The organism is Aerococcus sp. Group 1 (assembly GCF_000193205.1).
GTDB lineage: Bacteria > Bacillota > Bacilli > Lactobacillales > Aerococcaceae > Aerococcus > Aerococcus urinae_A.
This window is the reverse complement of record NC_015278.1, coordinates 1,654,836-1,668,494: the sequence shown is the minus strand read 5'-3', so window position 1 is coordinate 1,668,494 and position 13,659 is coordinate 1,654,836. Positions and strand designations below refer to the sequence as shown.

16 protein-coding genes are annotated in these 13,659 nt (G+C 42.0%); 12 read left to right on the top strand and 4 right to left on the bottom strand.

Translation table 11 applies throughout. The features are described from left to right. Positions 1-109: 109 nt before the first annotated feature. The 4 genes from HMPREF9243_RS07810 to HMPREF9243_RS07795 form a co-directional block, all read right to left on the bottom strand. Positions 110-1,774 carry an ABC transporter substrate-binding protein gene (locus HMPREF9243_RS07810; protein WP_013669638.1) on the bottom strand — a complete coding sequence of 555 codons (1,665 nt, stop codon included), beginning with the start codon at positions 1,772-1,774 and terminating at the stop codon, positions 110-112. A 119-nt stretch (positions 1,775-1,893) separates the two neighbouring features. Continuing rightward, the gene (locus tag HMPREF9243_RS07805; RefSeq protein WP_013668686.1) at positions 1,894-2,181 is read right to left on the bottom strand and encodes a hypothetical protein; all 288 of its coding nucleotides are present in this window, start codon (positions 2,179-2,181) and stop codon (positions 1,894-1,896) included. A gap of 62 nt (positions 2,182-2,243) precedes the next feature. Further along, positions 2,244-2,693: a flavodoxin gene (locus HMPREF9243_RS07800; protein ID WP_013669906.1), complete on the bottom strand. Its 450-nt coding sequence runs from the start codon at positions 2,691-2,693 to the stop codon at positions 2,244-2,246. Positions 2,694-2,834: 141 nt separating this feature from the next. Beyond that, positions 2,835-3,542, bottom strand: coding sequence for a GntR family transcriptional regulator (locus HMPREF9243_RS07795; RefSeq protein WP_013668861.1), 708 nt, complete (start codon positions 3,540-3,542; stop codon positions 2,835-2,837). 265 nt (positions 3,543-3,807) lie between these two features. Here HMPREF9243_RS07795 and map point away from each other — a divergent pair, with 265 nt between their 5' ends. The 12 genes from map to HMPREF9243_RS07740 all read left to right on the top strand — a co-directional run bounded on the left by map (position 3,808) and on the right by HMPREF9243_RS07740 (position 13,409). Continuing rightward, entirely contained in the window at positions 3,808-4,623 is an 816-nt protein-coding gene (gene map / locus HMPREF9243_RS07790) for a type I methionyl aminopeptidase (RefSeq protein WP_013669972.1), read from the top strand. A gap of 19 nt (positions 4,624-4,642) precedes the next feature. Continuing rightward, positions 4,643-6,100, top strand: a complete 1,458-nt coding sequence (locus HMPREF9243_RS10040) for an LCP family protein (RefSeq protein WP_013669008.1) — start codon at positions 4,643-4,645, stop codon at positions 6,098-6,100. A 43-nt stretch (positions 6,101-6,143) separates the two neighbouring features. Continuing rightward, positions 6,144-6,647 carry a pantetheine-phosphate adenylyltransferase gene (gene coaD / locus HMPREF9243_RS07780; protein WP_013670105.1) on the top strand — a complete coding sequence of 168 codons (504 nt, stop codon included), beginning with the start codon at positions 6,144-6,146 and terminating at the stop codon, positions 6,645-6,647. A 169-nt stretch (positions 6,648-6,816) separates the two neighbouring features. Continuing rightward, positions 6,817-7,785, top strand: coding sequence for a GMP reductase (locus HMPREF9243_RS07775; RefSeq protein WP_013669303.1), 969 nt, complete (start codon positions 6,817-6,819; stop codon positions 7,783-7,785). A gap of 183 nt (positions 7,786-7,968) precedes the next feature. Then, positions 7,969-8,850, top strand: a complete 882-nt coding sequence (locus HMPREF9243_RS07770; RefSeq protein ID WP_013669535.1) for a DegV family protein — start codon at positions 7,969-7,971, stop codon at positions 8,848-8,850. A 33-nt stretch (positions 8,851-8,883) separates the two neighbouring features. Further along, a complete protein-coding gene (locus HMPREF9243_RS07765) occupies positions 8,884-9,768 on the top strand; it encodes a DegV family protein (protein WP_013669296.1) in 885 nt (294 codons plus the stop codon). Between the two features lie 174 nt (positions 9,769-9,942). After that, positions 9,943-10,404: an 8-oxo-dGTP diphosphatase gene (locus tag HMPREF9243_RS07760; protein ID WP_013669876.1), complete on the top strand. Its 462-nt coding sequence runs from the start codon at positions 9,943-9,945 to the stop codon at positions 10,402-10,404. Between the two features lie 15 nt (positions 10,405-10,419). Further along, positions 10,420-11,169 carry a CpsB/CapC family capsule biosynthesis tyrosine phosphatase gene (locus HMPREF9243_RS07755; RefSeq protein ID WP_013668941.1) on the top strand — a complete coding sequence of 250 codons (750 nt, stop codon included), beginning with the start codon at positions 10,420-10,422 and terminating at the stop codon, positions 11,167-11,169. A gap of 77 nt (positions 11,170-11,246) precedes the next feature. Beyond that, positions 11,247-11,975 (top strand): YveK family protein, encoded by a 729-nt coding sequence (locus tag HMPREF9243_RS07750; protein ID WP_041706185.1) that lies wholly within the window; start codon positions 11,247-11,249, stop codon positions 11,973-11,975. An 18-nt stretch (positions 11,976-11,993) separates the two neighbouring features. Then, a complete protein-coding gene (locus HMPREF9243_RS07745; RefSeq protein WP_013669688.1) occupies positions 11,994-12,749 on the top strand; it encodes a CpsD/CapB family tyrosine-protein kinase in 756 nt (251 codons plus the stop codon). A 29-nt stretch (positions 12,750-12,778) separates the two neighbouring features. After that, a complete protein-coding gene (locus HMPREF9243_RS10520) occupies positions 12,779-12,940 on the top strand; it encodes a hypothetical protein (protein WP_013669122.1) in 162 nt (53 codons plus the stop codon). A 1-nt stretch (position 12,941) separates the two neighbouring features. Beyond that, positions 12,942-13,409: a hypothetical protein gene (locus HMPREF9243_RS07740; protein ID WP_013669428.1), complete on the top strand. Its 468-nt coding sequence runs from the start codon at positions 12,942-12,944 to the stop codon at positions 13,407-13,409. The last annotated feature ends 250 nt before the right edge of the window (positions 13,410-13,659 follow it).

The following is a 13,659-nucleotide window of genomic DNA, read 5'->3' as shown; positions in this document are numbered from 1 at the left end:
ATGAAAAATAAGGCAAAAAATATTAAAGAAATTTAAGTAAATGAAACAAAAACCAAAAAGGCGAAATTAGATTTCATGTCTAATTTCGCCTTTTATTTCAGGAAGAACATTATTTGTTAGCTTTTTTCTTATCCGCTTTGATTGGAATGGTTTGGGAGCTCTTCTCATAAGCCATATTTTTAAAGTCAAAGAGAAAACCTTTGTCTGAGTAAGGCGCTTGGTTGATGACTTCTTCTCTTGAGAGATAGCTGTAATCGCCTTTAAGAATAGGGCTTGCGATCTGATGTTTTTGGATCAATTGGTCAGCTTGACTTCTGTCTTCATCAGATAATTTGCCACTAGCGCTCTGCTTCATTAACGCTTGGAAAGCTTCCAGATCATCTCCCCAGGCTTTTTGGTAGTTTGGAGCCGTATAAGGGAGGTAGAACTCACTATTGGAATAATTATCGTAGGCTTGTTGTTGACTGAGGTAAAGGTCAAAATCTCCTTTTTGGAACCGCTCCATCAAAACTTTTTCTGACAAGGGGAAGATATTAATAACCAGGTGAGGGATTTTACTTTCCCATTGCTTTTGTAATTCCTTGGCGATTTTTTGCGACAGGGCATTGTCGTCGGTAATCAAGTCCAGTTCAATGGCCTCAAATTGATAATCCTCTAAGAGCGCTTTAATCTTAGCCTCATTATCTTCGGCTGCCTTTGTTTGTCGCTGGCCCCCGCTTTGAGGATCTAGGGAGTCAGTCGCTTGTAAGGCAGGCACATTTTTAACCAAGGCCTGCTGGTCGATATTTTGTGCCAAGAGATCTCTTAGGCGCTGGTCATTAAGAATATTCTTCTTTCCGGCTTGATTAATATGGTAGAGGAGATTTTGGCTAAAAGGACGCTTTAATGCGGTCCAATTCTCTTCCGGTGTGCGACTAATCAAAATATCCGTTAAGCGTTGTTGGTAGGATTTTTTAGCTGTTTCAGTATTTTTGACATATTGGACACTGAGTTTTTCAGTGGGATAGTCCGTCCAATTATGGTATTCTTCATTGCGGTCATAGGTCCAAGTATCCCAACCGCTCTCCCAAGCGCTTAAATTGTAGGGGCCATTACTCAAAGTATTGACTGATTTTTGCCCGTAGAGGTCATAGTTAATTTGACCAATAAAGTTCTTCGGTAGGGGGAAGAGGGCTGGAAAGGCTAGGGCTTGTTTGAGACTGTTATCATCCATGTCCGGATCTTTTAAGGTGATTTTTAGCCGGTGGTCATCTAAAGCCTGAACATGGAGTTGATCGATACCTACTTGACCACTTAATACGGTGGAGGCATTATCAATTAAGGCTAGCAATTTATAGGCATAAAAATTATGGTGGTCAGGATTAACTAATTCTTGCCAGGCATAGACGAAATCGCTGGCAGTTACGGGATCATTATTACTCCATTGGGCCTCTGTTTTTAAATGAATAATGACATCCCTATCATTACGCTCAATCTCTCCGTTACTTACCCCTGGTCGGATAGAACCATCTTTTTCTAAGCGGAAGAGACCTTCGCCCACCATATTCATGGCGCTAAGTTCATAAGCCGTTTGCAGCTTATTGGGGTTTAGGGATTTTAATTTATGAGTAGTCGTAAGTCCCAAGGCTTCACGGGGATGTTGGGCTTGCGGTTCCACTTTTTCCTCGGTCTTTGTTTCCGGCTTTTTAGGGTCAGTGAAGCGGATTTGATCACAACCGCCCACCAGAACTAGTGAGCCTCCTAGGAGGAGTAAGGGAATGATTTTCTTTTGCATAATATACCTCTTTATTCCATGATGTTCATATTCTAGCATGACTAAGATGTACTCGCAATTTCTCCCAGTTTAAGGAAAGCTTAAAAAGCATAAAAAAGACTGGGTTTTCACTCCCAGCCTTATTCCTTATCTTCGAGTTGTTTGATGCGATATTCTAAGTGGTTGACTCTATTTTCGAGTTCCTTAATTTGCTCAGTTTGGCTTTGAAAGTGGGCTTCTGTCTCATTAGGTGAGAAGATTTCTAAGACGCCCCAAACTAAGAGAAAGAGAACGATTAGGCCGATCAATAGGTAGCCCCAATTCAAGTGAGGAGATCCCTTATCTAAGTTCTCCAAGGTTTCATCAATATTAAGGTTTTCGATATCATCAATAAATTTTGAACGATTCTTTTTGGGTACTTTATTCATAGTGCTCCTTTCCGTTCCTCAATAAACTAGTTTGCTGTCTTATTGGCTAGGAGGACATTGGTTTAATGTGGTTTTTGCTTAACTAAGTTGACCGCTGCCTGAGCGCCGGCTTCAATGGTTTCAATGTCTTCAGCATTACAATCAATTTCAATTTTAATAGCTGGACAAGCTGCTTGAGCCCCCGTTTGTAGGAATTGGTCATAGAAGTCATCGACGGATTGGCAATAATCCGGGTAATCGTGGTCTCCGGACCCCAGGCTGATAAAAACCTTGCCAGTTAAATCTAAATCTTCTAAATCTTCATAAAGGTCGACGACATCATCTGGTAATTCTGAGCCGTAAGTATAGGTGCCTACAACACAGATATCCACATCGAGAAAGTCTTCGCCAAATAGGTTTAAGGAGGAATCCATATCAACTTCCACCCCTAAATCTTCCAAAGCTTCAGCCATAACGTCACAGGCTTCTTCTGTGTTACCAGTCATGCTGGCATAAGCAATTAAGGCTTTCATTCTTATTCTCCTTTAATTTATTCATTTGACTAATAATCCCATCAAGTATAGCAAAAACGACTAAACAGCGCTAGTTTAAGCTTATCAAATGAAAGAAAAACCAATAACTCCTTGTTAAAAGAGGTTATTGGTTGGTTGACTTTATTTCATGGCGTAAGGCGAAGCTTGGTCAAAGACCGCTTTTTCTTGGTCATTGAAATATTGATATTGGTGTAGAGTCAATAACTCAATTAAGGTACGTGTTTCGTCAAATTCATTACGTTTGGCTAGGAAAATAATATCTTGAATGTAAATAATATTTCTAGCTTGGTAAGCGCAATGTGCTTTGTTATCACCAGCTTGTAAGTGGTTATGGACTCTTTCCAAAACAGAAGCGTAACATTTAATGGATTCTTCCACTAAGAAGTCATGTTGGGATAAATTGAGCAAGCTCTTAATAATCGCGCATTCCCATTGGACGCAGTCTAAATAATTATCACTTTCAAAGGCAGCGATTAAATTATTTAAGTTTTGGTCAAGATCAGCTGGCAAGTCTTTGGCGCTGGCTTTGTGCTTTAAGGCACGGTCCATTAAGCGGAAATAGCAAATTGCAAAATAACGCAAACGGAAAGCGACCAAGTCGACATCCTCTAAACTGGTTTTGACAAAAAATCCTCGGTAGGGCCGCATTTCTACAATCTCTTCATCTGCTAATATGGCTAGGGCAGCACGGATTGGGCTACGGCTCATATCTAATTTTTCTGAAATAGCTGCTTCCACAATATGATGATCATTTGGCCAATTGCCTTGGATAATTTGGTCTTTCATATATAGGTAGGCGATTTGCTCAAGCTTTTGTTGTTTTCCCATAATTCATCTCCCCATCTATGGTATTCAAAAAAAGTTTGATTGCAGGATATAAAGTATCAGTAGAAAATATTACTATATTGACATAGCTAATCATATCTTGCTTAAGATATTGTATATGATTTGTTTAAAAAAGACCAGAAAAACTTGAAAAAAACTAATTTATTTCATAAATTGTTAATAAATCCCTTAAGGCCGAGAAATAAGCATCTATTTTAAGGCTTTTATTGTATACTTAGCTATGATAATTTATGAAAGGAAGAAATCAATGATTACCATCAAATCTGAACGCGAAATTCAAGCTATGGCAGAAGCTGGCCGTTTAGTGGCAAGCATTATGGAAGAATTACGCGATATTATTGAACCTGGTATTTCTACCATGGATATTAATGATTTCATTGAAAAACGTACTCGTCAAGCAGGAGCTATTCCTGAAGAAATTGGTTTTGAGGGTTATCCTTATGCATCATGTACCTCAACCAATGATGAAATTTGCCACGCCTTCCCGGATAAAAAGACCATTTTAAAAGCTGGCGATATTTGTTCGGTAGATACTGTCCTCTCGCTGGATGGATTCTTTACCGATACTTGCCATACCTTTAAGATTGGCGAGGTCGATTCTGAAGTCCAACACCTCTTGGATGTCACCAAGAAGAGCCTTTACTTGGGAATTGAGCAGGCTGTGGCTGGTAACCGGATTGGGGATATCGGTCATGCTATTCAAAGTTATGCAGAAGCAGAAGGCTTTGGTGTTGTTCGTGACTTTGTCGGTCATGGCATTCAACCCACCATGCACGAAGATCCGCAAATTCCTCATTATGGTCGTCCTGGACGTGGTCAACGCCTTCGTGAAGGCATGACCATCTGTATCGAACCCATGATTACTATGGGTGGCTACCAAGCCAAGGTGGATAGTAACGGTTGGACGGCGCGCACAGTGGATGGTTCCTGGTGTGCCCAATATGAGCATACTCTAGTAGTCACTGCAGATAAACCCAAGATTTTGACCATGCAACAAGCAGAAGCTGGTGACGAAGACTTAGGCATCGACTCCTTGCAAATTGATTTTAATCGAGGAAATTAAAAGCTAAGGAAGTGAAAATATGAAGCAATCGTCTATTCAAGAAAATCGACGGAGCTACCGCCACCATCAACCGGATGATGATAAGAATAAAGGTAAAGCAAGGAAAATTTTTAAGGGACTGGGCCTGGTTTTAGGAATTATTGTAGTCGTCTTTATTATTCGCTTGGCCTTTAACTTCTTTAATTTTTCTGGGGCCATCTATCAGAATGTTGACCGGGAAAATATGCGTGATAGTCGGATATCGCTCAGGGATGGCGACCCGGTAAATATTTTACTCGAGGGGATCGATAATGGCGCTTTAATGTATGAAAATGTTAAGGATGGGCGTTCAGATGTCATGATGGTGATTACTATCAACCCCAAACAAGGTAAATCAACCATTCTAAGCCTCCCCCGCGACACCCTGGCTCCCCAAGGAAAGACTAATGACTTCAATAAATTGAACCATGCTTATATGAATGGGGGCATGGAGGACTCCATTAATTCCATCCAACGTTTCCTTGATGTCCCTATTGACCATTATGTTGAAGTCAATATGCAAGGTTTCATTGATATTATTGATGGCATGGGCGGTATTGAAATTACGTCACCCATGACTTTTGAACAAGATGGAGTCAGCTTTACTGAAGGTGAAACCCGGACCTTATCTGGTAAGGAAGCCATGATGTATGTACGGATGCGTAAAATGGATCCTGAGGGGGATATTGGCCGTCAAAAACGCCAACAACAATTGGTTCAAGCTGTTATTGACCGACTCTTATCCATGGATACGGTCTTTAATTATGAAGAAATTTTAAATACCCTCGGTGATAATTTGCGGACTGATTTACGGCCCAATGACATGCTGGCCCTCCAACAGAATTATTTACAAGCCCTTAAGAATCCTATCCACTTAGTCTTTGATGACTGGTTAGATTTGAATTTAACTTTTGGTTGGTATTTAGCGATTGAGGAAGAAGATCGCATCCGCATGTCTAATCGGATTCGGGCCTTACTGGAACTGGAACCGACCCAGTCGGCCATTGTTTACCCGGTAAGTTTTAATATTCCGCCAGTCTATTTCCCTGTTTCGGATTTAAATGGTAATGGCATTCTTGAAGACGAAGAAATGGCCATTAAACCGGGCGTTTATGAGAAAGATAAACTCGACCGTTTGATTGAAAAAGAATTTGGAGAAGAAGGGCTAAATTATGAGGCCCAAAATCAACCGCAAGTTGACGATGCTTCAGGGGACACGGTGAGACCAAGCGAAAATGGTTTGCCTCAAGCTGAAAGTCAGCAGCCTGCCTATCAGCCACAAGCACCGGTTAGTCCGACTCCCGCTCCCCAGCCTCAAGCTCCCGCACCTCTCCCTCAAGCTCCGGCTCCCCAAGCTCCAGGTCTAGGAGCCAACCGAGCCCCACAACCGCCAACAGGAGGGGGAGCAGTGGCACCAGAAAACACAGTGCCCGCTCCAGCAGCTCCGGGAAGCTATTAATTGAATGAAAAATTGAAAACCGATAAAAGAAAGGAAGTCGTTCATGGGCATTAGAAATGCACTATACGCTGGTAGTTTTGATCCAATGACTAAAGGACACGTCGATATGATTGAACGCGCTAGTCGTATTTTTGATACCCTCTATGTTGCTGTAGCAGTGAATACCACTAAACAAGCCCTCTTTAGCGATGAAGAAAAATTAGACCTGGCTAAAGAAGCCTTAGCTGGGTTGGATAATGTGGAAGTCATGCGTCTTACGGGGGGGTTGACTATTGACTTAGCCAAATCTCTGAATTGCTGTGCCCTCATTCGTGGCGTTCGCAATGTCAAAGACTTTGAGTATGAGACTAACATTGCCTTGATGAATAAACTGCAAGCGGATGATGTCGAAACCTTACTCATGCTGTCGGACGAAAAATATCGTTTCGTTTCTTCTAGCCTCATCAAAGAAACTGCCTATTTTGGTGGCGATGTGTCTGCCTTAGTGCCTGAATGTGTCAATCAAGCTATTATTGCTAAATTCAAGAAAGAACACGAAAAAGATTAATGTTCGGATTTGGCGATTATAATAAGGGGAAATTTAGTTAAAAACCTCTATAAAACGAATATTTTTTGTTAAAATAGCCGATTAACCTTGATTTTTAATGGCTTGGTGTTACAATGTTAAAGGTTTATTTTAATAGTTTGAATGATTTAGTGAAATTAGGAGAGAATAAATGCAAACTTTTGATTATGAGCAAGTCCAGTTAATCCCTGCTAAATGTATTGTACAGAGCCGGTCGGAATGTGATACGGGTATTCAATTTGGACCTCATAAGTTCAAGATTCCGGTTGTCCCTGCTAATATGCAAACGGTCCTTAATGAATCCTTAGCCGAAAAACTAGCTGCTAATGGGTATTTCTACATTATGCACCGTTTTGAACCGGAAAAACGTTTAGATTTCATCCGTCGTATGAACCAAAAAGGACTTTATGCTTCTGTCAGTGTTGGGGTTAAGCCTGAAGAATATGACTTTATCGATGAAGTGAAAGAATCAGGTGAAAAGGTAGATTATATCACTATTGATATTGCCCATGGTCACTCCCATACGGTTATTGATATGATTAAATATATCAAGAAACAATTGCCTAATGCCTTTGTTATTGCAGGTAATATTGCCACTCCAGAAGCCGTCCGTGACTTAGAAAATGCTGGCGCTGACGCTACTAAGGTTGGTGTGGGACCAGGTCGGGTATGTATTACTAAAATTAAAACTGGTTTTGGGACAGCTGGCTGGCAATTAGCCGCCATTCGCCTTTGTGCAAAGGCAGCCCGTAAGCCAATTATTGCTGACGGGGGTATCCGTACCCATGGTGACATTGCTAAGAGCTTCCGCTTTGGCGCTTCGATGGTGATGATTGGCTCCTTACTAGCAGCCCATGAAGAATCACCAGGTGAAGAAGTCATTCAAAATGGACAAAAATATAAGGAATATTTTGGCTCTGCTTCCGAATTTCAAAAGGGAGAATATAAGAATGTCGAAGGCAAGAAAATTTTAATTGAAAGCCGCGGCAGCATCTTCAAAACCTTGAAAGAAATGCAAGAAGACTTACAAAGTAGTATTTCTTATGCAGGTGGTAGGGATTTAGGTGCATTACGCACAGTGGACTACGTGGTCATTCCAAGCATCTATAATGGAGATTAATACGATATTGAAATTGAGGGCTGGAGAAAAACTTCGGCCCTTTTTATTGCTTGATCAGCCTAATGATGACCTTATTACCAGGAGATATCACTATTTTGTCTGAAGTACGTGGACACTATTTTTCTGCTGCGCTAAAAATGAAAGGCACATGAGAAGCTTTATCTAATTAAGGAGGAAAACCTTATGAAAACTGCAATTATTACCGATAGTACAGCGGCCTTACCGGAATCTTTAGCCAAACACCCAGATGTTTACCAAGTCTATTTACAAATTAATTTACCTGATGGTTCAACAATGACTGACACCAGCGATAGCGACCAAGTGACTGCTTATTATCACAGCTTGGCATCCATGAAAACTTTACCAAGAACCTCCCAACCCAGCATGGGGGTAGTGGTTCAAGTGATGGATGACCTAGTAGCCAAGGGTTATGATGAGGTATTAATCATGACCTTCCCTTCGGCTTTGAGTGGAACCTTTTCAAATTGTCAAAGCGTGGCCCAAGATTACCAAGACCGTCTATCTGTTTATTTGATGGACACTCGGCAGACTTCCATTTCCCTAGCTTACTTGGTTGAAGTCGCTTTAGACTTGATCGAGACTGGGAAATTATCGCTAGCTGAGATTGTTGACCTTTTGAAGCAGTTGGATGAGGCTATGGTGGTCTATGTCATCGTTGGAAATCTTGATAACCTTGTCAAAGGGGGGCGAGCAAGTAAGGGAATGGCGCTCTTAGGCAATTTATTGAAGATATTCCCCATTGTCCGAATCGAACGCAATGGTGCCTTGGAAATGGTCGAAAAAGTCCGTACCCAAAAGAAGGCCCTCAAACGGATGGAGGAATTAATGGAAAAAGAGATGACTGCTTATCCAGAGGGCTTAGAATTAGCTCTCATCACTACTCCAGATAGTCTTTTAGCCGAGGAGTTCGAACAAATGATTGCCAAGGATGAAAGCCGATATCCTATCCGTTATGGCTTGATTCCTCCTGTAATTGGCACCCACTTGGGTTGTAATAGTGTCGCTTTTTGTGTGCTTCCCAAGGTTGAAAATTTTAAGTTATAATATAAGCAAAGCTTAAATAAGGAGGTTATTTAAATGAAAGCAGCAATTTTAACCGATTCTACGGCGACACTCAATGATCGCTTGCTTAATCATCCCGATATTTACTATGTTTCTTTACAGCTCCATTTTTCCTCAGGAGAGACTTTTATTGAGAGTGAAGACCGTAGCATCTTACCGGAATTTTATCATCGCTTGAAAAATGCCAAAGAGCTACCTAAGACTTCTCAACCCCGCCCCCAAGACTTCTATGCAATTTATGAAGAATTAGTGGACAAGGGTTACGATACCGTCTTCTTTATTCCCTTGAGTGCTGTGTTAAGTGGGACTAGCCAAACCGGGCAATCGGTAGCTAGTGAATTTGAAGACCAAATTAAAACTTATGTGATTGATACAGGTCGGGCAGCAACGCCTCTGCGTTACCTGGTGAGTCAGGCTTTAGATTTAGTGGAAGCTGGCGCTGAGCCTGAAGAAGTGGTGGCTAAGATTAAATGGCTAAATGCACACACTACCATCTGGGCTTTAGTAGGAGATATTAATAACTTAGTTAAAGGCGGCAGAGCTTCACGGGCTCAAGGTTTACTGGGGTCTTTATTAAAAATCGTTCCCTTGATTGAATTTGACCAAGAAGGAAATATTTCCGTCTTAGCCAAGGTGCGGACCAAACGTAAGGCCTTAATGAAGTTAGCTGATGCCTTTATCGAAGAAGCCAAGAAATATTCTCAGGGCTATAAAGGGACCATTGCCCATGCTGATGATGAATCAGGGGCTAAAGAGCTGGCTGATTTAATCCGCGAGAAATTACCAGACATTGACATTGAATTTGATTGGTTAACCCCAGTAGTGGGGACTCACGGGGGGACAGGTACCCTAGCCACAGCCGTATTACCAAGTTTAAAGAATTATTTACTCACTAAATAAGCATAAATCATCAAGTCTCTTAACCATCAAGTTGGGAGACTTTTTTTATTAAACACTCTGCTGAAAAAAGTACTTGGCTGCCTAATTTTAAGATCTCTTTGAAGATATCTTAGTGGATAACTGTTAAAATAGGGCTTAACACGCTATAATAAGTAAGACAGAAGGGGTGGAAGGATGCAATTAACCAGTTTAGTCTATTTGGAGCGTGATGAGCGCTTTTTAATGTTACACCGTATCAAGAAGGCACATGATATCAACCAGGGTAAATGGGTTGGCATTGGGGGAAAGTTCGAACTAGGAGAAGCTCCCTTAGAATGTGCTAAGCGGGAAGTAAAAGAAGAGACCGGCTGGGAACTTGAAGCAGCAGAATTTCGCGGTGTCGTTACCTTTATCTATGCCGATGATGAGCCGATGTATATTTTTGTTTATATGGGAACCCTAGCTAGTGATGAGGTCAGGGAGAATGATGAAGGGGTTATGGCTTGGATCCCTAAAGATGAAGTCTTAGACCTCCCGCTGTGGGAAGGCGACCGCTTATTCTTAGAGCCCTTAATGACTAGCGATGAGCTGTTTGATATTAAGGTAGTATACGATGAAAACAGCCAGCTACTGGCTTATGAGGATAACCGTCAATAAAAAGGAGAATGCTAGATGTTAGTGGATATGGCCTGTCACATTGCCAAAGTGGATCATACAGACTCTAATAAAGAGCAATTAGCCATGGCTAATACCATTTGGCAAAGTGGTGTGACCCATGTCCTAGCCACTGCTTCCTATCCGACTGATCCAGCAGCTACTGGGGGGGACTTAGTACAGGCCGCCGAAGCTTTTCAAGAGGACTTAGACCGGCGAGGGATTGCCTTAATGGTTTACCCGGGTCAGATTATTGACTTAGCCCAGGCAATTTCCTGGGATGACTTATCCCAAGATATTCTCTATGTTGATCTCAACCAGCGTTATGTTCTAGTTAAATTAAATCAAGAGGATCCCCAGCGCTACTTTGAACCCTTACTTTTCGAATGGTTGAAGCATGATATCCGCCCAGTCTTAGTCCAAATTGAGGAAAACCAGCCCCTCATGCGCGATATTGAACAAGTTTATCAGTGGGTTGACCAGGGTTGCTACACGGCCTTGACGGCGGGAAATTTACTAGGCCGCCAGGGCAAGCAAGTAAAGAAACAGTGCCATTACTTATTGGAAGCCGGTTTGGCCCACCTGCTAGGAAGTTTCTCCACTGCTAGTGACGACTACCAATTACGCCAAGCTTTTGCTGCTTTGGAAAACCGCTATGGACAGAGCATTAGCTTTGATATCCAGCAGAATGCCAGGGCTTTGATTAATGGGGATCCTTTAATCGACCATTTTCAAATTAAAAAGAAAAAGCGTTTCTGGTTCTTCTAGAAAGTTAAAACGGGCCTTTTCTTAATCAATTAGAAAGGCTGCTATGATTATTTTAAAGAAATGAGGATGTGACAACCATGAAGCAGTACAAAGGACGATCATTGGCTTCTTTTTTCCGGGGGCTTAAGCGGCAGTGGCTGTTTATCTTCTTAGGGATCCTGCTTGGGATCGTGGTGGCCAGTGCTTATAATTTCTTATGGGCAGAGGCAGAATACGCCTCACAAACTCAAATCGTGGTCACCCCTAAGGACAGTGATAAGGACAAGGCGGACGAAAAGAAAGCGGGCTTAAAAACCTACGACGACCTGCTCCATACGCCACTTATCTTACAACCAGTGGCCCAAGCTCATCAAAGGGACGTTGAAACTTTGAGTGAGAATATCCATTTAGAAGCTGATCAACAATCGGCAGTCTTTAACGTCATTGTGACAGATGACAATGCTAGTCAAGCGCAAGGCTTGGCCTCCGATATTAGTAAAGAATTTATCCAACAACTACCCCAAGTCCTCGCTGTTGACAAAGTAACCTTATTAAGCCCAGCCAGCTATAATGAGAAACCGGTTAGTCCCAATTACGGGTTGAATCTCCTCTTAGGAGCTGTACTCGGAGGCTTAATCAGTCTAGTCATCCAAGCGATTCGGGTGCTTAACGACGACACGGTACGGAGTCAAGCTGTGGTTGAAGAAATGGGTTGGTCCTTAATTGGCGTCTTACCGCAAATGAGTGAGGAGTCCATTGAGGTGACCCGCTTTAAACGTCGTTACAGAAGCCAGGATGACAATGATGAGACCAAACGGCGAATTTAGTAAAGGTGATCAAGTCTTATGTTTAATTTCAAACAACGAAAAATTGACAAGAAAAATAAGGAGCAACGGCGTGGCGTGAGTTTAATCACGGCTGCCGATCCTAATCATGTGATTTCAGAACAGTTTCGCACGATTCGTACCAATATCCAATTTGCTATTGATGCTTATCATTTGAAGACGCTAATGTTTACCTCATCAGGCCCTTGGGAAGGAAAATCCACCATTGCAGCCAATGTGGCGACGACCATGGCGCATTTGGATGGGGTACGCGTTTTGATGATTGATTGCGATTTACGTAAGCCTACAGTGCATAAAACCTTCGATATCCATAGCCGCAAGGGTTTGACAACTTATCTTACTGACCGCGATGTCGATTACATGGATGTCGCCCAATATGTGGCTGAAGTGAACACTTATGTGATACCAGCTGGTCCTATCCCGCCTAACCCGGCCGAGCTCTTGAGTTCTCAACGGATGAGTGACTTATTGGAGGATGTGACGGCTGTCTTTGACTTGGTTATCATTGATGCGCCCCCACTCTTACCAGTGACTGATGCCCAAATTATTGCCAGCCGAACAGATGCCAGTGTCTTCGTCTTGCGAGAGGGTGTGGCTAGTTACCAGGATATTCAAAAATCCAAGCGCCTCTTGGAAAGCGTTGATGCTAATGTGATTGGGGCCATCTATAATGGAGCAGATGGCCAAGGGATGAATGCCTATTATGGCTATGGCTACCGTGATGAAGATATTGATAGTGAGGATTTACAGTCCTAGCTCTTAATCAATTGGGAGAGATCGATAAGATGAATAAATTAGCTTTAACTTTACTGAGCTTAGCTGGACTGCAGCTTTGGGACTGGCGTCATTCCCAAGTTAAGGCTCCTTGCCTAAGTGACCAAGAAAAAATGGACTATAGTAAAGGCAAAGAATCGAGTAAGAAAAATTTAACCAATGGAGGTAGATAACGTGGCTAAACCGATACATGCTGCTTTGACTTATGCGCAGAACGAAGAATTAAAACGCTTGAATACCCAATATGCCAAGAATGATGTCAGCCAAGTGTTAAAAACAATCCAAGAATTTATCAATAACTACCAAGAATACTTTATGGATGGGCAAATAAATATGTTCGCTATTGAGGCCCAACCTAATTTACGGAACCATACCGCTCGTACGGCCTTTGTCATGATTAATTTAACCGGCAAAACCATTACGGAAATGAATGCGCATTTAGAGTTTAAAATTGATGACTTTGACCTCCAGTTCGAGCCAGTGGACTGGGAAATTCCAAGTGATTTTCTAGGGAGTTGGGCGCCTAACTATGCCATTATGGTAGTCGATGACATCCCTATGCAAGGGCAACCGACCAAGGCGAGCTATCTTCTCGATGACATTGAACTATCAGTAACCAATGTTACAGTAGTCAATGCCTAAGCTAGAATTTAAGTTGGAGAAAATTATAAATAATAGAAAAACGGAGTAGCCTGATTGTGGGCAACTCCGTTTTTGCTTGTTTAATTTTTTGAACGTTTGCTAGGCTTCGTCCTTGGTTGTGAATGTCGCACTCTCCTAAACGTGTTCCAAGCGCGAGGTGAGCTCCATTTCAGAGGTCCTTGTAAATCCTCTATGAGGATTTACTGCGCACTTCTTCCAATGCTCTCACCTCTTTTTGCGCTTGTCGCAC